Annotated in this window: 17 protein-coding genes; 15 read left to right on the forward strand and 2 right to left on the reverse strand. The window is 67.5% G+C overall.

The window, feature by feature from the left end; translation table 11 throughout:
* Position 1: 1 nt before the first annotated feature.
* From ACTJK0_RS04025 to ACTJK0_RS04090, 14 genes are all read left to right on the forward strand, one after another.
* Positions 2–922: an ABC transporter ATP-binding protein gene (locus tag ACTJK0_RS04025; RefSeq protein ID WP_440744331.1), complete on the forward strand. Its 921-nt coding sequence runs from the start codon at positions 2–4 to the stop codon at positions 920–922.
* A complete protein-coding gene (locus tag ACTJK0_RS04030) occupies positions 919–1,746 on the forward strand; it encodes an ATP-binding cassette domain-containing protein (RefSeq protein ID WP_440744332.1) in 828 nt (275 codons plus the stop codon). The genes ACTJK0_RS04025 and ACTJK0_RS04030 overlap by 4 nt, the downstream gene beginning before the upstream one ends.
* Before the next feature lie 31 nt (positions 1,747–1,777).
* Positions 1,778–2,767 carry an aldo/keto reductase gene (locus ACTJK0_RS04035; RefSeq protein WP_440744333.1) on the forward strand — a complete coding sequence of 330 codons (990 nt, stop codon included), beginning with the start codon at positions 1,778–1,780 and terminating at the stop codon, positions 2,765–2,767.
* Between the two features lie 40 nt (positions 2,768–2,807).
* Complete coding sequence (locus ACTJK0_RS04040) at positions 2,808–3,602, forward strand: aldolase/citrate lyase family protein (protein WP_110542694.1); 795 nt, start codon at positions 2,808–2,810, stop codon at positions 3,600–3,602.
* A 2-nt stretch (positions 3,603–3,604) separates the two neighbouring features.
* Positions 3,605–4,843 (forward strand): sialidase family protein, encoded by a 1,239-nt coding sequence (locus ACTJK0_RS04045; RefSeq protein WP_440744334.1) that lies wholly within the window; start codon positions 3,605–3,607, stop codon positions 4,841–4,843.
* Entirely contained in the window at positions 4,840–5,514 is a 675-nt protein-coding gene (locus ACTJK0_RS04050) for an SDR family NAD(P)-dependent oxidoreductase (protein ID WP_440744335.1), read from the forward strand. Before ACTJK0_RS04045 ends, ACTJK0_RS04050 begins: the two co-directional genes overlap by 4 nt.
* 378 nt (positions 5,515–5,892) lie before the next feature.
* Positions 5,893–6,735 carry an esterase/lipase family protein gene (locus ACTJK0_RS04055; RefSeq protein WP_440744336.1) on the forward strand — a complete coding sequence of 281 codons (843 nt, stop codon included), beginning with the start codon at positions 5,893–5,895 and terminating at the stop codon, positions 6,733–6,735.
* 215 nt (positions 6,736–6,950) lie between these two features.
* On the forward strand, positions 6,951–7,913 hold the full coding sequence (locus ACTJK0_RS04060; RefSeq protein ID WP_440744337.1) for a metallophosphoesterase family protein: 963 nt from the start codon (positions 6,951–6,953) through the stop codon (positions 7,911–7,913).
* 149 nt (positions 7,914–8,062) lie between these two features.
* Positions 8,063–8,845 carry an SDR family oxidoreductase gene (locus tag ACTJK0_RS04065; protein ID WP_440744338.1) on the forward strand — a complete coding sequence of 261 codons (783 nt, stop codon included), beginning with the start codon at positions 8,063–8,065 and terminating at the stop codon, positions 8,843–8,845.
* 108 nt (positions 8,846–8,953) lie between these two features.
* Positions 8,954–9,625 (forward strand): GerMN domain-containing protein, encoded by a 672-nt coding sequence (locus tag ACTJK0_RS04070; RefSeq protein ID WP_440744339.1) that lies wholly within the window; start codon positions 8,954–8,956, stop codon positions 9,623–9,625.
* 9 nt (positions 9,626–9,634) lie between these two features.
* A complete protein-coding gene (locus ACTJK0_RS04075) occupies positions 9,635–10,348 on the forward strand; it encodes a CPBP family intramembrane glutamic endopeptidase (RefSeq protein WP_440744340.1) in 714 nt (237 codons plus the stop codon).
* A gap of 67 nt (positions 10,349–10,415) precedes the next feature.
* The gene (locus tag ACTJK0_RS04080) at positions 10,416–11,093 is read left to right on the forward strand and encodes a class I SAM-dependent methyltransferase (RefSeq protein ID WP_440744341.1); all 678 of its coding nucleotides are present in this window, start codon (positions 10,416–10,418) and stop codon (positions 11,091–11,093) included.
* Positions 11,090–13,819, forward strand: coding sequence for a magnesium-translocating P-type ATPase (mgtA, locus tag ACTJK0_RS04085; RefSeq protein ID WP_440744342.1), 2,730 nt, complete (start codon positions 11,090–11,092; stop codon positions 13,817–13,819). Before ACTJK0_RS04080 ends, mgtA begins: the two co-directional genes overlap by 4 nt.
* A gap of 129 nt (positions 13,820–13,948) precedes the next feature.
* On the forward strand, positions 13,949–15,625 hold the full coding sequence (locus ACTJK0_RS04090; RefSeq protein WP_440744343.1) for a GAF domain-containing sensor histidine kinase: 1,677 nt from the start codon (positions 13,949–13,951) through the stop codon (positions 15,623–15,625).
* On the opposite strand, the gene ACTJK0_RS04095 is transcribed toward ACTJK0_RS04090, so the two are convergent.
* The gene (locus ACTJK0_RS04095) at positions 15,622–16,305 is read right to left on the reverse strand and encodes a response regulator (RefSeq protein ID WP_440744344.1); all 684 of its coding nucleotides are present in this window, start codon (positions 16,303–16,305) and stop codon (positions 15,622–15,624) included. The genes ACTJK0_RS04090 and ACTJK0_RS04095 overlap by 4 nt on opposite strands.
* 100 nt (positions 16,306–16,405) lie before the next feature.
* The gene (locus tag ACTJK0_RS04100) at positions 16,406–16,717 is read right to left on the reverse strand and encodes a hypothetical protein (protein WP_440744345.1); all 312 of its coding nucleotides are present in this window, start codon (positions 16,715–16,717) and stop codon (positions 16,406–16,408) included.
* A gap of 479 nt (positions 16,718–17,196) precedes the next feature.
* On the opposite strand from ACTJK0_RS04100, the gene ACTJK0_RS04105 reads away from it, so the two are divergent.
* Positions 17,197–17,895: a hypothetical protein gene (locus tag ACTJK0_RS04105; RefSeq protein ID WP_440744346.1), complete on the forward strand. Its 699-nt coding sequence runs from the start codon at positions 17,197–17,199 to the stop codon at positions 17,893–17,895.
* Positions 17,896–17,907 lie beyond the last annotated feature (12 nt).

Consider the following 17,907-nt stretch of genomic DNA (forward strand, 5'->3'; position numbering starts at 1 on the left):
CATGACTGTCTCCAACTCATCCACGCAACAGCCGAAGTTCACCGAGCAGCCGCTGCTGGAGGTCCGCGACTTCCAGGTGGAGCTGATCACCGACGCCGGCATCATCCGCGCCGTGGACTCCGTCAGCTTCAGCATCCACCGGGGTGAGACGGTCACCATCATCGGCGAGTCCGGCTCCGGAAAATCGACGACGGCGATGGGCATCCTGCGCCTGCTGCCCGAAGACCTCGCCGTCCTGTCCGGCACCGTGGTGATTGACGGCGTCGACATCTCCGCCGACCCCAAGGCCATCGACAAGGTGCGCGGCAAGACCCTGGCGCTGATCCCGCAGGACCCCATGACGGCGCTGAGCCCGGTGCATTCGATCGGCAGCCAGCTGTTTGAGGCCATCCGGATCGCCGGTGCCGCGTCTGCCAAGGACAAGGGCGCGCTGCGAGCCCGGGCCGTGCGGCTGCTGGAGCAGGTGCACATCCCCACACCGGAGAAGCAGCTGAAGAAGTACCCGCACCAGCTTTCCGGCGGCATGCTGCAGCGCGTACTGATCGCCATCGCGCTGGCCAGCGAGCCGCAGCTGCTGGTGGCGGACGAGCCGACGTCGGCCCTGGACGTCACCGTGCAGGGCGGCATCCTGGACCTGCTGCTGGAACTGCAGGAACAGCGCGGCATCGGCATCCTGATGATCACGCACGACCTGGGCGTGGCCCGGCTCATCTCGGACCGCATCCACGTGATGAAGGACGGCTCCTTCGTGGAATCCGGCGAGGTCCAGCAGATCGTGGACCACCCCGCCACCGACTACACCCGGAGCCTGCTGGCCGCCGTGCCGGTGCTGGGGCCGTGGGACGAGACGCCCGCTCCTGCCGCCCGGCACTCCGCCGCCACCACCAACCCAGCCCTCACCCAGACCGGAGCAAAGCCATGACGAAGCCGTTCCTCGCCGTCGACAACCTGGTGGTGGACTACCACGTACCCGGCGGCACCTTCCGCGCCGTGGACGACGTCTCCTTCTCGGTGGACAAGGGCAAAACGATCGCCGTCGTGGGCGAATCCGGCTGCGGCAAGTCCACCATCGCCAAAGCCCTCATGCGGCTGATCACCCCCACCAGCGGCAGCATCACCCTGGACGGCACGGACATCGCCGCCATGAGCGAAGCCCGGTTGCGGCCGATGCGGTCCAAGTTCCAGATGGTGTTCCAGGACCCCTACGGCTCGCTGGACCCGCACATGACCGCGCAGGAAATCGTGGCCGAGCCGCTCAAGCTGCAGGGCATTCGCTCCAAGGCCGAACGGCACAAGGCCGCCGCCACGCTGATCGACCAGGTGGGCCTGCCGGTGAAGTCCCTGGACAAGCACCCGGCCGAGTTCTCCGGCGGCCAGCGGCAACGCATCGGCATCGCCCGGGCACTCGCCTCCAAGCCCGAACTCCTGGTCTGCGACGAAGCCACCAGCGCCCTGGACGTCTCTGTGCAGGCGCAGGTGCTGCGCCTGCTGAAGTCCATCCAGGACGAAACGGGGATCACCTACGTATTCATCTCGCACAACCTGGGCGTGGTACAGGAGATCAGCGATACCGTCATGGTGATGCAGCGCGGCAAACTGGTGGAACTCGGCACCACCGAGGCCGTCCTGACCTCACCCAAGGAGGACTACACCCGCAAACTCCGCCGCGCCGCCCTGGACCCCACCACCATGACCGGCCTCAAGCCCCGGCACGTGGTCCGCTCCCTGGCCCTGTCCAACCAGTAACTTTTCGAAGAACGCAACCAGAGGAATCAGCATGAGCACGCAGCCCCAAGGCACCCCGGTGGACGGCCTGAAACTCCCCATCTCCCGGCTGGTCCTGGGAACCATGACGTTCGGCGACACCGCGGACGAGGCCACGGCCGGGCGGATGGTCGAGGAGGCGCTCGCCGCCGGCATCACCACCATCGACACCGCCAACGCCTACGTCGGGGGAGTCACCGAGGAGATGCTCTCCCGGCTGTTGAAGGGAAAGCGCGACGGCGTCATCCTGGCTTCCAAGGCCGGCATGCCGCACGCGGACCACGGCTCCAACGCACCGCTCTCCGCCGCCGGCCTGCGCGCCAGCGTCGAGGGCAGCCTCCGCCGGCTGGGCGTAGACAGCATCGACCTGTTCTACCTGCACCAGCCGGACCGGGCCACGCCGCTGACGGAAACCCTGTCCACCGTGGCTTCGCTGGTGGCGGAGGGGAAGATCGGGGCGCTGGGCGTCTCCAACTTCGCCGCGTGGCAGATCGCCGACGTCATCCACACGGCGCGGGAAGTGGGGGCGCCGCGGCCCGTCGTCGCGCAGCAGCTCTACAATCTGGTGGCCCGCCGGCTGGAGGAGGAATACCTCGAGTTCGCCGCCACCCACGACGTGCACACCATGGTCTACAACCCGCTGGGCGGCGGCCTGCTCACCGGCAAGCACAGCTTCGACGCCAAGCCCACCGAGGGCCGCTACGGTGACTCCAAGCTCGCCGAAATGTACACGCAGCGGTACTGGGACAAGCAGCTGTTCGACGCCATCGGCGAGCTGTCCCGCATCGCCGCGGACGCCGGGGTATCCCTGGCCGAGTTGTCCCTGCGCTGGCTCGCCTACCGTGAAGGGGTGGGTTCGATGCTGCTGGGCGGGTCCAAGGTGGAACAGCTGCGCGCCAACATCGCCGCCGTGGCCAACGGGCCGCTGTCGGCCGACGTCGTGGACGCCTGCAACGCCGTGGGGACCTCCCTGCGCGGCCCGATGCCCGCCTACAACCGCTGACCCGTTACAGACCCAACCGATTACGAACTGAAGGACCCTGATGACCTCCGAACTGGCCCTCGAATTCGCCCGCAAGATCCGCGCCCGTGAACAGGCGGTGGGCTACTGGGCGGTGCTGGATGCGCCTGTTGCCACCGAACGTATCAGCCGGCTCGGCTATGACTACGTGGCCCTGGACGCGCAGCACGGTTTGCTCGGATACTCGGGCGTGCTTAATGGGTTGATGGCCATCGACGCCGGCCACACCGCCGTCGGCATGGTCCGGGTGGAGGGCAACGACTTCACCGCCATCGGCAAAGCGCTGGACGCCGGCGCCGTGGGCGTCATCGTCCCGCTCATCAACAACGCCGGGGATGCCGCCGCGGCCGTGGCCGCCGCCAAGTACCCGCCCATGGGCGGACGCTCCTACGGACCGATGCGATCGGCCCTGAGGATCGGTCCCGTACCCGCAGCGGCCAACGCCGCCACGATGGTCTTCGCCATGATCGAGACGCCCGAGGGCCTGGCCAACGTCAAGGAAATCTGCGCCACGCCCGGCCTGGACGGCATTTACGTGGGCCCGTCCGACCTCGCCATCGCCGTGGGTGGCGCCTTTCCCGGGGATCCCGCCGTCGAGGCCGAGTTCAATGCCGCGCTGGAAGCCGTTGCTGAAGCCGCCGCCTCCGCGGGCATCGCCGCCGGAATCCACACACCTGCCGGCACGGTGGCCAACCAGCGGCTGCGGCAGGGGTACACGTTCACCACCATCGCCTCGGACCTGACGCACCTGGAACAGATCGCCAAGTCCCACCTCGACGCCGCCCGCTCCGCTGCCGGCACCAAGGAGGACCAGTAACCATGCGGAACACCACCACGGACGCGTACAGCACCATCACCCCGGACGGCCAGGTGAAGCGTGCCGACGGCGCCGACTTCGCCTACCTGCCCGCGCCCACCGTGCAGAGCCACGCGGCCAACCTGCTCACCCTCCCGGACGGCCGGCTGGGCTGCGTCTGGTTCGGCGGCACCCAGGAGGGCGTGCCGGACATTTCCATCTGGTTCTCCACCCTGGAGCCGGGCAGCATCCAGTGGTCCGACGCCGTCCAGCTCTCGGACGACTCCACCCGCTCCGAGCAGAACCCCATCCTGTTCGTGGCCCCCGACAAGGCCCTCTGGCTGCTGTACACCGCGCAGAAGGCGGGCAACCAGGACACCGCCGAGGTCCGCCGTCGTATTTCCCTGGACAGCGGCCGCACCTGGGGTGACGTCGAAACCCTCTTCCCCGCCAACGAGACCGGGGGCGTGTTCGTCCGGCAGCTGCCCGTGGTGCTGCCCTCCGGCCGGCTGATCATCCCGATCTTCCGCTGCATCACCACGCCGGGGGAGAAATGGGTGGGCAACAGCGACGACAGCGCCGTGATGATCTCCGACGACGCCGGCACCACCTGGACGCAGCACGTCCTGCCCGGCAGCCTGGGCTGCGTCCACATGAACATCCAGCCCGTGGCCGACGGCTCGCTGCTGGCGCTGTTCCGCAGCCGCTGGGCCGACTCCATTTACGAATCCCGCTCCACCGACGACGGCTCCACCTGGAGCGAGCCCGTCCCCACCGAGCTGCCGAACAACAACTCATCCATCCAGTTCACCGCGCTCGCAGATGGCCGCCTGGCCCTGGTGTACAACCACAGCCGGGCCGAGGCGTCCACCGAGCGGCGCCTTTCGCTCTATGACGAGATTGACGACGACGGCCTGGCCGAGGAACAGGGCCAGGTCACCGAACCCGTTGCTGCTGCCCAGGACGACGGCGTCAAACGCGCCTTCTGGGGCACCCCGCGCTCGCCGATGACCCTTGCCATCTCCGAGGACTCCGGCCGGTCGTGGCCCATCCGGCGGAACCTGGACGTGGGGGACGGCTACTGCCTGTCCAACAACTCCCGCGACGGGCTCAACCGTGAATACTCCTACCCGTCCATCCACCAGGGCCCGGACGGCGCCCTGAACATCGCGTACACGTACTTCCGGCAGGCCATCAAATTCGTCCGGGTGGACCCGCAGTGGGCCTACGAAGGAAACACCACTCCCGGCGGGGACGCATGACCAGGCACGCGGTGGTCACCGGCGCCAGTTCGGGGATCGGCAAGGCGATAGCTCAGCGCCTGCTGGCTGACGGGTGGCAGGTGACCGGCCTGAGCCGCAGCGAGTCTTCGCTGGGTGAGGGGTTCCAGTGGCTGCAGGCCGATCTCTCGGAACCCGAGTCGCTGCCCGGTGTGCTGGCCGGGATGGCTCCGGCTGACGCCCTGGTGCACGCGGCAGGGTTCCAGCGCACAGCGCATCTGGGTTCCCTTGACCCGTCCGCGCTGGCTGGGATGTTCACCGTCCACGTCGCGGCGGCATCCGTGCTGGCCAACGCGCTGGTCCCGGCCATGCCCGACGGCGGCCGGATCGTCCTGCTGGGCAGCCGCACCTCCACGGGCATGCCCGGCAAGAGCCACTACGCCGCGACAAAGGCGGCACTGATGGGGCTGGGACGGACGTGGGCGCAGGAACTCGCGCCCCGGGGCATCACGGTCAACGTGCTCTCCCCGGGCCCCACCGACACCCCCATGCTCAACGACCCCGGGCGGGCTGCCACCCCGGTGAAGCTGCCGGCGCTCGGTGCGCTGGTGGACCCGGAGGACGTGGCCGCCCTGGCCGCGTTCCTGCTGGGACCCCACGGCAAGTCGATCACCGGCCAGAACTACGTCATCTGCGGCGGCGCCTCCCTCTGACGTCTTCCGCGTAGCCCGGGCAGGCCTCGAAACCGCCGGAACGGTGCCGGGACGCCGGAACGTTCCGGCGCTCTCGCACCGTTCCGGCGTGTCCGGCGCCACCGGGCAGAAATGCACGTTTGTGCAGAAGCCCTTGGGCGCCCTCCCAGGAGACCCGGGTCCCGAAAACTGCTACTCACCAGTAACAACAGGTGTGTTACAGGTCACAATTCCGGCAAAGGCAACTGTCCCTGAACCCGCGATTTTGGCCGCACGTCTGTGCAATTCCGCTGCGGTGAAGCGGCAGCGCTGCAAGCATGGAAACCCCGGGTCGCCCTGATGGGTCCCCCAAAATCATCAGGGCCGGCCGCACCACGACAGACGAACAAAGAGGTTTCCATGTCCTTCCTTTCCCGGGCCCTGTCCGTTGCGGCAGCCGCCGTCCTTGCCACATCCCTCGTGTCGGTCCCCGCCCAGGCCGTCGACGTGTCCCCGCCGGGCGCCAACGACTGGTCCTGCAAACCGTCTGCAGCACACCCGTACCCGGTGGTCCTGGTCCCGGGAACGTTCGAGAGCATGGAGAAGAACTGGTCCACGCTCTCGCCCTACCTCAAGAGCGCCGGCTACTGCGTCTTCGCCCTGAACTACGGCGAGACCAACGGCGTCTATGCGACGGCGCCGGTCAAGGATTCGGCCAAGGAACTCGCCCCATTCGTTGACGCCATCCGCTCCGCCACCGGCGCCAGGCAGGTGGACCTCGTGGGCCACAGCCAGGGCGGCATGATGCCCCGGTACTACCTGGGCTTCCTAGGCGGAGCCAAGTACGTCCATCAACTGGTCGGCATCGCCCCGTCCAACCACGGCACCGAAGGCGTGATCCTCCCGCCGCCGGACCTGGTGCCCACGCCCGATTACACCGCCGCCGGCTGCGCCGCCTGCGCCGACCAGCAGGCCGGTTCGCCCTTCATGCAGGAACTCAACCCCATAAGCGATACCGTCGCAGGACCCGCCTACACCGTCATCTCCACCATTCACGATGAAGTGGTCATCCCGTACGACAGCCAGTTCCTGAACGGATCCGCACGGCAGGTCACCAACATCACCATCCAGGACAAGTGCCCCGCCGACGTCTTCGAACACGACCAGACACCGAATGACCCGGTAGTGCACCAATTCGTGGCGAACGCCCTGGGCCAGGCCTCGGGTCCCGCGGACCCCGCCTTCCAGCCCGTCTGCCTTTAGCGGCGCCCTGGTAGTACGACGGCGGGAGGNCCTCCCGCCGTCGTTCCCTGCTTGGTTGCATTTCAGCCACGCACCCTTGACAGCCAGTCCAGCCCTCAGGAGTATCGAGGTGCCGGTGCAGCGCGCCGTCTCTTGCAAACCGGAACCCGGTTCTGCTTCTCGAAGGGGGATATGGGATGCGGTCATCACTCCCTCGTTCCAGACCCTTCCGGCGCGTGGCGGCAACAGCCGCGCTCCTCCTGGTCCTCGTTGCCACGGGCTGCACGGACACTCCGAAGCCGCCGGACAAGCGGTCACCTGCCCCCGACGTCCACATCGCCGCGGTGGGCGACATGAACCCCGAGCAGAATACCGATCCGGACAGCCCCTCCGGCCGGAACGGCGCCGCCATTACCCGGCTCGTCCAGAACAACGAGATCGACGCGTTCATGGGCCTTGGGGACTTCCAGTACAGCACTGCCCACTGCGAGGACTACGTGCACTACTGGACGCCGCTGTGGGGTGGCACCAAGCCCAAGCTGTACTGGGTGTCCGCCCCCAACCACGACTGGGAACCCGGCCGCAACGAAGACCTGGCCAAGTACATGAACGGCCAATGCGAGGGAGATGCGCAGAAGGCCGCGATCAACCGGGAACGCGGCTTTATTCCTAATGGCCAACCCTATTCAAAGGACTTCGGGAACTGGCATTTCGCGTTCCTGTCATCCGCTCTCTGGCGTTACGAGAAAGCTGACGCGGCGGCCGCAACCGACTGGCTGGACAAGGACCTTGGGGCGGCCAAGGCGGCGGGGAAAAACCTGGCGGTGGTCTACCACGAGCCCTATTTCACCTCGGATACTGCGGAGCACGGGCGGGCCGGGGACCAGAAGCCGTGGATCGACCTGATGTGGAAGTACCGGGTCCGGCTGACCCTGTCCGGGTCGCAGCACAACTACGAACGGACCTGCCCCGTGAACGACGCCGACAAGTGCGTTGATGACGGGATGACGGCATTCCAGGTCTCCACCGGAGGCATCGATACGCGCCCGTTCACCAGCAAGCCGAAGTACATTGCCAAGCGGTTCAGCGATACCCGCGGCTTCCTCCGCCTGACGCTGCACGACGACGGCTCCTTCGACTGGAACTTCGTTTCGACCACCGGCTCAAGCACGGACTCGGGCACGCGCGCTGCGCCCTAGCAATCCGCGCAGCAAGAGCCGTCACGACGCTTCGTAAGGTAAAGGGCTTTGGACTCTGGCAGCGCCGGATGCTGCCCGGGCAGAGTGGAAGGCGGCCCAAGCAGCCGCATAAATCCAGCCTGACCACCAAGCAAGGGAGATAAACCGCCATGCCCCGTACCTCCGTGATCACCGGCGCCGCGTCCGGCATCGGCCAGGCGACCAAAGACCTGCTCGAGCGGCGGGGCGAACGCGTGATCGGCGTGGACATCCATGACGCCGAGGTGGTGGCGGACCTGTCCACGGCAGAAGGACGCAGCGCCCTGGTGGACGCGGTGCGGAAGATCAGCGGAGGGAGGATCGACGCCATCTACGCTGTGGCCGGACTCGCCCTGCCGGCCCCCGCCACCGTGGCCGTGAACTACTTCGGCACGCTGGCGACTGTTGATGGGCTGCGGCCCCTGCTGGCGGGTTCGGATGCGCCCCGGGCCGTGGTGGTCTCGTCGATGGCTGCCCTCATGGCCAGCGACCAGGACCTGGTGGCGCTGCTGACGTCGGGGGATGAGCCGGGGGCGATGTCCCGGGCGGAGGTCCTGGCCAAAGACCCCGCCACCACCGGAGGCCTGATTTACGCCTCCACCAAGCTGGCGCTCTCGCGCTGGGTCCGCCGCCATGCCGCCAGTGCTGAATGGGCCGGGGCTGGCATCCCGCTTAACGCTGTGGCGCCGGGCATCATCGCCACCCCGATGACCGCGGACCTGATCGATACCGAGGAAGAGCGGAACGCCCTGCTGAACATGGTCCCGATGCCGCTGAACGGCATCGCCGAACCGATCGTGGTGGCCCGTCTGCTGGCCTGGCTCAACAGCGCGGAAAACACGCATCTGTGCGGGCAGATCGTCTACGTGGACGGCGGCAGCGACGCCGTCCTGCGGGGCGACTCGGTCTGGTGAGCGGCAGGTGCCGGCGGCCTCGGACTTAAGTCCCTGTTGTGGAGTAACCCTCCGGCGTAGCTTGAAGGTGGCACCCGCAATCGCGGCGTCCATCTTTTAGGGGGCATCATGGCCAGGCCCAGGTTTTCGGCACTCACGGTCTTCGGGCTTGGCAGCCTGATTTTCCTGACAGGCTGCTTCGGTCCGCCGGCTCCGGCCCCTTCCAGCAGCCCGCCCGCCCCGACCCCCACGGCCAGCAGCGCCAGCCCAAGTACGACGGCGACCCCCACCAGCACGGCCAGTACGTCAGCCACGACGCCCGCCGCACCGCCGTCGTCCGCTCCCGCAAGCCCGCCGCCAACGCAGGAGCCCACGCCCACCGGCTTTCCCGAACAGACTGCCCCGCTGACCATCTACTACGTGGCCGTCGGTGACAACGGCAGGTCCGGGCCCGCCATCGGCTGCGGCGACAGCCTGGTGGCAACCACCACGGCGCCCGTCACGTTCACCGACCAGGTGGGCCCCAGCATCGGCGCCCTGCTGGCCAACAAGAGCCGGGATGTGGGCCAGTCCGGGCTGATCAACGTCCTCTACCAGTCCAGTCTCACCTATCTCGGCGGCGAGCTGAACGGCAGTACCATCACCATCTCGCTCTCCGGGCAGTTCATGCTCGGCGGCGTCTGCGACATCCCGCGGGCCAAAGCGCAACTGGAGTACACGGCCATGGCCGCGTCCGGTGCCACCAGCGCGCAGGTTTACGTCAACGGCCGGCCGATTGACGAGGTGCTCAGCCAGAAATAGGGGCACGTGATGAGCCAGGCAGCCACACGACGCAGGACGGCCGCAGCAGTGATGCCGGCGGCCGTCCCCGCGGTGATGCTGCCGGTCTTCCGGTATGCGGTCCGCCGCTTCGGCGACCTGCGCGGCTACCAGGCCGGATTCGCCGCCTACTGGGCCCTCTGCTGGGGCGTCGCCCTGGCCGTGGCCGGCCGGCACCGGCTGGTGGAACTCTGGCGCGCGCCCGGAACTGCAGCACAGGGACAGCGGCCGCTGGTCTGGAGCGTGCTGCTCGTCCCGCCGGCCGGCGCCATCGCCACCGAACTGATCCCGAACGCCAGGAAGGCGGGCACGACGGCGGCCCTCGCCGCCGTCGGCATCGGTGTCACCAACGCCCTGGCTGAGGAAGCACTGTGGCGGGGAGTGCCGCTGGCAGTCTTCCCGGGCCGGAAGATCAGGGGCTGGCTCTGGCCGTCGCTCGGATTTGTTGCCTGGCACCTGGTCCCGCTGTCCGTCCGGCCCCACCCGCGGGGCCGCTGGCCCGTCCTGCTGGGTGCGGGCCTGATCGGGCTCGGCTACGGGTGGGCGGCGCAAAAGACAGGTTCGCTCCGGGCCGTGTCCATGGCGCACGCGGCCACGGACTCCTGCGGTGTCCGGGCCGCCCGGACCATCTGGCTGCCCTCGGATTCAGGCCAAAAGCCCCGTCCGTTCCCGCCATGGCCGGAGAATAATCGGGCAGGGGACTGAGGAGTCACATGCGGCACGAGAACTGCGGGGATGAGGCAAACATGAGCTCGGTGGACACGGGGCAGGGGTGACAGGCAAGGAAGGGTTGGACTGCCCGCAGCACCCGTTCTTTGCCCGCGCCTTCGCCCGCGCCGTGGGCGGGATGGACCGGCGCGGGGCCGCGGAGCACCGCCGCAGCATCCTGGCCGGCCTGCACGGATCGGTGATCGAAATCGGAGCGGGCGCCGGGTCCTCCTTTCCCTTGTATCCGCCTGGCGTCACCCACGTGCTGGCGCTGGAGCCGGATGACTACCTCCGGGGCGTGGCGCAGGAACAGGCCGCCACCGCTTCCGTCCCGGTGACGGTGGCCGCTGGAACCGCTGAGAACATCCCGGCGGAAACCGGCAGCGCCGATGCCGTGGTGGCCAGCCTTGTTTTGTGCAGCGTCAAGGACCAGGCCGCCGTCCTTGCCGAGATCCGCCGCGTGCTGCGGCCCGGCGGAACCCTGGCCTTTTACGAACACGTCCGCTCCCGCCACCCACTGCTGGCCAGGGCGGAAGATCTCCTGACCCCTGCCTGGGGCCGGCTCATGGGCGGCTGCCACCTCAACCGGGACACCCTTGGCGCCATCATGGCAGCGGGGTTCGACGTCGACAGCAACCGCCGCTTCAACTTCGCAGTGCAGCGGATGAACCCTCCCATGGCGCACATCCTTGGCACCGCCACCAGTCCCGGGCCGCCGGCAGCAGGACCGGAGCCGGCATGACCGACCTGACCGTCCGGGAACGCAGTTCGCTCCAGCTGCCCATCACCGACGCCGCAGCACTCACGGCGGAGCAGGTGCTGGCCCGCCTGGGCTCCGGGCCCGGCGGGCTGGCCGAGGAGGAAGCGGTGGCGCGGCTGCAGCAGCTTGGCCCCAATGCCGTCCGCACCCACCGCGCCAACGCCTGGGCCGTGCTGGGCCGGCAGTTCGCGAGCCCCATCCTCATCCTGCTGATCATCACGGCCGGACTGTCGCTGTTCCTGGGTGACGCCACCAACTCGATCGTCATCGGCGTGATCCTGCTGGCCAGTGTTGGCCTCGGCTTCACCAACGAGTACCGCGCGGAGCGGGCGTCCGAGGCGCTGCATGACCGCGTAACCCACCGGGCCGTGGTGCTCCGGGGCGGAACCACCAGGGAAGTGGACGTCACCGCCCTGCTGCCGGGCGACGTCGTCCACCTCTCCCTGGGCGCCATTATCCCGGCGGACATCCGGCTCCTGACCACCAACAACCTCCTCTGCGATGAGAGCATCCTCACGGGGGAGTCCCAGCCTGCCGCCAAGGATCCCGCTCCCGTGGTCGCCGGTTCAGCATTGGGCGACCTCGCCTCCTGCGTGTTCATGGGCACGGTGGTTCAATCCGGAGGCTGTACAGGGGTGGTGGTGGCCACCGGCGGCAATGCGGAGTTTGGACGGATCGCCCTGGGCCTGGGCGAGCGGCAGCCGCAGACCGAGTTCCAGCTGGGTCTAAAGCGCTTCTCGTTCCTGCTGCTGCAGGTGGCAATGGTGCTTACTTCGCTGATCTTCGTGGCCAACCTGCTGCTGCAGCGCCCGCTCATCGAATCCCTGCTGTTCTCGTTGGCAATTGCCGTGGGCATCACCCCGCAGCTGCTCCCGGCCGTGGTGAGCACATCCCTGGCCACGGGCACCCGGCAGCTGGCACGGCGCAAAGTGCTGGTCAAGCGGCTGGTGTGCATCGAGGACCTGGGGGACATGGACATCCTGGTCACGGACAAGACGGGCACGCTCACCGAAGGAAAGATCAGCTTCACCCGCGCGCTTCCGGTATCGCCGGAAACTTCCGATGACAGGCTGTTCACCCTGGGGCTGCTGGCCACGGAAACTGACTACACGCAAGGAAAAACCTCACCGGCCGGGCAAAACCCGCTGGACGCAGCCCTCTGGGAGAGTCCCGACGCCACTGCCTTCGAACCGGCCCGCTTTGAACGGCTTGACCTCATTGGCTTCGACCACCAGCGCCGCCGCACCACCGTCCTGGTCCGTGAAGGGGGTGGTCCGGCGCAGCTGGTCACCAAGGGGGCACCCGAAGACGTCCTTGCCCTGTGCGGGCCAACTCCGGCTGCCGTGCAGGCACTGCTGGATGAACAGTTCGACGCCGGGTCCCGGGTGGTGGCCGTGGCCAGTCGCCCCGCCGCCGGGCTGGAAAGGCTGGCCACGGCGGACGAGCGAGACCTCACCCTGGCCGGTTTCCTGGTGTTCCTTGACCGGCCCAAGGCCAACGCACGGCAGTCCCTGGACTTGCTGGAGGCCCTGGGAATCTCGGTAAAGATCGCCACGGGGGACAACCCCAAGGTCGCGGAAAAGGTCTGCGCGGACCTGGAAGTGGTGTCCGGGGGCACGCTGACGGGCGCGGAGGTGGAGGGCATGTCCGACGCCGGCCTGGCCGCCGCCGCGCGGACCGCCACCATCTTCGCCCGCGTCTCACCGGAACAAAAGGCACGCATCATCACACTGCTGCGGCAAAGCGGGGGCGCCGTGGGGTTCATGGGCGACGGTGTTAACGACGCCCTGGCACTGCACAAGGCGGACATCGGCATCTCCGTCGATACGGCGACGGACGTGGCCAAGGACGCGGCCGACGTCGTTCTCCTGGACAAGGACCTGGGCGTCCTGGCCGACGGGGTCATGGAAGGCCGGCGGATCTTCGCCAACACCATCAAGTACGTCCTGATGGGGACGTCCAGCAACTTCGGCAACATGTTCAGTGCAGCGGCGGCCTCCGTGGTGCTGAGCTTCCTGCCCATGCTGCCCGGACAGATCCTGCTCAATAACCTGCTCTATGATTCGGGGCAGCTGGCCATCCCGGGGGACCGGGTGGACCAGGAACAGCTGCGGGCGCCGTCGCACTGGAACATCGCGTTCATCCGGCGGTTCATGCTGCTCTTCGGGCCCATCAGTTCCCTGTTCGACTTCGCCACCTTCGCCCTGATGCTGTTCGTCTTCAGCGCGGCACCGGGGGAGTTCCGGGCCGGCTGGTTCATAGAATCCATTGCCACCCAGACCCTGATCATCTTCGCCATCCGCACCCGCCGTGTGCCCTTCCTGCGAAGCCGGCCTTCCGCGGGCCTCATTGCGGCGTCCCTGGGCGTGGTGGCCCTCGGCATTTTCCTGCCGCTGTCACCGGTGGCCGGCGTGCTGGGCTTCGACCCACTGCCGGTGCCGTTCTTCCTGGCCCTGCTGGGGATGGTGGTGGTGTACCTGGTGCTGGTGGAGGCGGCCAAGCGATGGTTCTTCGCCCGTGACGCCCAGCAGCTGCCCGCCCCGCCGCCGCCCGTCCGGCGCCGCCAAGCCTCCCACCACATCTCCCGGCGGGCGTTCCGGTTCAGCATCCCCGTCAAGGTGCCCCCGCTTCGGGTGCCGCCACCCGCAGTGCCTGCCCGAAAGGGGAGGCGCCCCGGAGCGCGCCGTGAGGGTGCGGCCAGGCCGTAACTTTCCGCTGCGGCGTCGGGCCACGTTGGTAGCATGATGGTGGGAGACACTGGGGCTGTCATAAAGATGGTGAATACAGGGTGATGCAGGCCGCCTTGATCATGATGGACGATTTTTGGGGTGTTTCTCATGTGGCGTGAACCGATCAGGCGGCGGACCCGGGAACTGTTGCGGGAATTTGTGGACCGCGCAGACGAACTGGTCCGCACCCAGGAACATGTCGAGGGCCTGTTGGGTGCCGTGGTGTCCCTTTCCGCGGACTTGAGCCTGGAGGCGGTGCTGGACCGGGTGGTCCAGTCGGCGTGCGAACTTGTGGGCGCGCGGTACGGGGCACTGGGCGTCATTGGCGATGACCAGCAGCTCAGCCACTTCATCACGGTGGGCATCGATCAGGAAGGTGCCCGGCTCATCGGCGACCTGCCCACCGGACATGGTGTGCTAGGGCATCTGATCCGTGAACCCAAGCCGCTGCGGCTGCATGATCTTGGCGAACATCCCATCGCTGTCGGCTTTCCGGCGAACCATCCGCCCATGCGGACGTTCCTGGGGGTCCCCGTCAGGGTCCGGGACGAGGTCTTCGGCAACCTGTACCTCACGGAGAAGATCGATGGCCACGATTTCACCGCCGAGGACGAGGATCTTGCGGTGGCGCTCGCTTCGGCCGCCGGCGTCGCCATCCAGAACGCCCGACTGTATGAGGACAGCAACAGCCGGCAGCGCTGGCTGGAAGCGGGCATGGAAGTCAGCGACAGGCTCAAAACCCATCCCCGCTCCGATACCGACAACCTGGACATGATCGCAGAGCGGGCCCTCCACGCCTCAGGCTCCGCATTGTCAGTGATTGCCACGGTGGCAGACGACCACAGCCTGCGGTGCCGCACATCTGTAGGCGTCCAATCCCTCCCGGCCGGACACGAACTGGCCGCCAGCCCGGTCCTGGCCCAGGTCATCGCCACCGGTGAGTCCAGGGCCCTGGCAGAGCCCCACCAAGTCTTCGACCCCACGTCGGCCGAAAAGCTGGGGCCGGTCCTGGTCGCCGCCCTGGGAAGCAACAGCGACGGCCACCGGAACAGCGTACTGATTATTGCCAGATCGGCAGGAGGAGCCCGGTACACGGACGTGGATGTTGAGCAAAGTGCGGTATTCGCCTCGCGGATCGGCCTGTCGCTGGACCTCCTCAAGGCAAACCAGCTGCGGGAAGAGCACGCCCTGTTTATCGACCGGGAACGGATCGCCGCGGACCTGCATGACCTGGTGATCCAACGGCTGTTCGCCGCCGGCCTGAGTATCCAGGGCCTCCGCCGCTACACGGCAGACCCGCCCGCGCATGAGCGGCGCGTTGCGGCCATCACCACCGAGCTTGACGACTGCATCCACCAGCTCCGCGACACCATTTACTCCCTCCAGGCCAGGCAGCCGGACCAGGAACTCCTGAGCGGCCGGGTCCTGCGCGCTGTCCAGGAGGCTGCCAACGCTGCCGGGTTCCTGCCGAGGGTCCAGCTCTCCGGGCCCGTTGATGACGGCGTGGGGGACGAGGTTGCCGAACAGCTGCTGCGGGTCCTGTACGAAAGTGTCAGCAACGCCGTCAGGCACTCGGGATCGGCGGAGATTTACGTCCATCTCGCTGTGCAGGACGGCGAGGTGGTCCTCAACGTCCGGGATAACGGCTGTGGCTTCGAGGAGCCAGAGCGGATCAGCGGGCTGGAGAATATGAAGAACCGGGCCGCACACCTGGGCGGGACCTGCCTGGTCGAGAGCGCGCCCGGCAAGGGAACCAGCGTGACCTGGACGGTGCCCCTTAGCTAGCCCAGCAGTTCCCACGCCCGCGGGATCGGAGCAGGAAGCAGTTGGGTGCGGCGCCGGAAGCCCAGCTTCAGGAGCACAGAAGACACATGTCCGGCCACCGCATCCTCCGGCAATGCCATTTCCCCGCCGATTTGCGGGTCGGTCAGGCCCTTTGCCATGAGTGCCAGTACGGCCCGCTCGCTTCGCGTCATGGCGTCCAGCCAGGAGGCAGAGGCCGTTGCGTGGAGCTTTGCGGCCACTTGCTCCCTCATGGGGGAGCCGATCAGCGGATGCCCGGCTGCGGCGAGGCGGATGCTGTTGACCAGTTCAGCTGTATCACCCACCTGTTTCAGGAGGTAGCCTGTTGCCCCTGCCAGCACAGCGGCGCGCACCGCATGCTGGTGGTCCCAGCCGGTGAGGATCAGGCATGCCACCCCGGGAATTGTGGAGCGCAGCCCGCGGCAGACTTCGATGCCCGTACCGTCCGGCAGTCGGTCATCCAGCAGCGCAATGTCGGGGTGCAGCATGGGGATCAGGCAGGCGGCCTCCGTGGCTGATCCGCTTTCTCCCACCACCTCGAACCCATGGTGTTCGAGCAAATCCTTCAGGCCCTGCCGGACCATGCTGTGGTCGCTCAAAATGAAGACCCGCATGGGACGGGGAGGAAGGAAGGCCTCATCCGGGGCTGCTGCTGGTTCCATAAGACGCTCTCGTAGGCTCGACTCCCTCCCCGGCCGCCTGGTCAACGCGGCCGCCCCGTTGGGAGGGACCTCAATAAATCATTCCGCACCCACGGCCGGCCTACATGTCCAGCCTGGAGCTAAGTGCACCTGGAGGGCGACGGATTGTCTTGCACGCAGCGCAGGTGCTGCTTGAATCCTTGCCGTCGACCCAGGCGTGCGATTCTTCCAGCCGGTACTCAAAGCCGCTTCCAAGTTTCTGGAGCCGGTTGAGCGCCCGGCTTGCCATTTCCCATGAACTCCACCGTCCAATCACGCCTCCCGTGTCCTTCCGGATAATGTTGCAGCCGCCGTCACCAAGGCCGTCCCCCCCGTCCGGCACCAAGGGTTCGCGGCCGCCGTACACCGCTTTGTATTCGTCGAGGCTGACCATGGTCACCATCCCGCACTCCGGCTTCAGGCCGCTGTCCGGTGCCGGTTCTTGAGGAAGGCCGCAAGCGTGTCCAAGGTGGTCACGGCTTCCTGGACGGCAGGATGGAATGTGAGGATGCCAGCGGGCATGACGGTCCTTTCGAAATCCGGCAGTCAGCACGATGCGCCTGCACACCGGCGGCATCCTCCGCTGTCCTCCGGCGTTGGTCGCTGGGGTTCACGGGGAAAGCCGTTCCGGCCTCGCAACCCTGAGGACCCGGACGGTGCCTCTCCAAGGATGCCAAGCGTCCCGGAGGCGGCTATAGGGCTGAAAGTCCCGTCCTGGGAACCTCGTTATTGGCCTGCGCGTCATTCCGGTCAAGGCTGAAGGGCGGGGGGGAAGGGGCCGGGGCTTTGTGCCCTGTTTCCGGCTCCCGGGCCGTCCTAGCCTGAACGGGAGAGTCCGGCATGCAGCCGCCCGCCGGAACCAGGAGGCACACGGTGAAATCGGCACACGCAAGCATCATCGCAGGCGTCGTCCTCATTGCGCTGGGCGGGCTCCTGCTGCTGGATCGGCTGGGGGTCATGGACACGGCGGACGTCGTGGCGCCACTGATCTTCGCAGCCGTCGGGGTCCTGTTCCTGTCCCTCTTCTTCCGGCGGCGGGAGAACTGGTGGGCCGCTATTCCCGGTTCCGTCTTCCTGGGCCTGGCCGCGGTCATCACCACCACCCCGCTCACCGGCGCTGCCTGGGGAGCCGCCTTCCTGTTCCTCTTCATGGGGGCGGGATTCGCCGCCGTATTCGTACGCGACGGCAGCAACTGGTGGGCACTCATTCCCTCCGGGGTGATGTTCACTCTGGCGGTCATCGTCGCGCTTCCCCAGGAGTTGCAGGGGACACCCACCGCGGCAGTCCTGTTCCTGGGACTGGCCACCACCTTCGGCGTGCTTTCCCTGGTTCCGGTGCGCACCACATCCGCCGGCAGGGTTCAGCGGATGCGGTGGCCGTTGATCCCGGCCGCCATCCTTGCGCTCATGGGCGTGGTCTTTGCCCTCCAAGCCACCGTGGTGTTCATTACCCCGGACTTCGCCTTCCCCGCCGTAATGATCCTGGCAGGCATCGCCCTAATGGTCTACGCCTACCTCGCGCACCGCGACGGACGGCAGAAGGCACACGGCCCGGGACCCCGGGCGAGCTGAAACAGACCGGCC

Source organism: Paenarthrobacter sp. 22069, assembly GCF_052046035.1.
Taxonomy (GTDB): domain Bacteria; phylum Actinomycetota; class Actinomycetes; order Actinomycetales; family Micrococcaceae; genus Arthrobacter.

Excerpts from the sequence above, each read along its gene's own strand:
- ACTJK0_RS04035 (WP_440744333.1), top strand. The coding sequence starts at position 1,778 with ATGAGCACGCAGCCCCAAGGCACCCCGGTGGACGGCCTGAAACTCCCC.
- ACTJK0_RS04075 (WP_440744340.1), top strand. The coding sequence starts at position 9,635 with ATGAGCCAGGCAGCCACACGACGCAGGACGGCCGCAGCAGTGATGCCG.
- mgtA (WP_440744342.1), top strand. The coding sequence starts at position 11,090 with ATGACCGACCTGACCGTCCGGGAACGCAGTTCGCTCCAGCTGCCCATC.
- ACTJK0_RS04070 (WP_440744339.1), top strand. The coding sequence starts at position 8,954 with ATGGCCAGGCCCAGGTTTTCGGCACTCACGGTCTTCGGGCTTGGCAGC.
- ACTJK0_RS04090 (WP_440744343.1), top strand. The coding sequence starts at position 13,949 with ATGTGGCGTGAACCGATCAGGCGGCGGACCCGGGAACTGTTGCGGGAA.
- ACTJK0_RS04100 (WP_440744345.1), bottom strand. The coding sequence starts at position 16,717 with ATGGTCAGCCTCGACGAATACAAAGCGGTGTACGGCGGCCGCGAACCC.
- ACTJK0_RS04055 (WP_440744336.1), top strand. The coding sequence starts at position 5,893 with ATGTCCTTCCTTTCCCGGGCCCTGTCCGTTGCGGCAGCCGCCGTCCTT.
- ACTJK0_RS04065 (WP_440744338.1), top strand. The coding sequence starts at position 8,063 with ATGCCCCGTACCTCCGTGATCACCGGCGCCGCGTCCGGCATCGGCCAG.
- ACTJK0_RS04030 (WP_440744332.1), top strand. The coding sequence starts at position 919 with ATGACGAAGCCGTTCCTCGCCGTCGACAACCTGGTGGTGGACTACCAC.
- ACTJK0_RS04050 (WP_440744335.1), top strand. The coding sequence starts at position 4,840 with ATGACCAGGCACGCGGTGGTCACCGGCGCCAGTTCGGGGATCGGCAAG.
- ACTJK0_RS04025 (WP_440744331.1), top strand. The coding sequence starts at position 2 with ATGACTGTCTCCAACTCATCCACGCAACAGCCGAAGTTCACCGAGCAG.
- ACTJK0_RS04045 (WP_440744334.1), top strand. The coding sequence starts at position 3,605 with ATGCGGAACACCACCACGGACGCGTACAGCACCATCACCCCGGACGGC.
- ACTJK0_RS04095 (WP_440744344.1), bottom strand. The coding sequence starts at position 16,305 with ATGGAACCAGCAGCAGCCCCGGATGAGGCCTTCCTTCCTCCCCGTCCC.
- ACTJK0_RS04040 (WP_110542694.1), top strand. The coding sequence starts at position 2,808 with ATGACCTCCGAACTGGCCCTCGAATTCGCCCGCAAGATCCGCGCCCGT.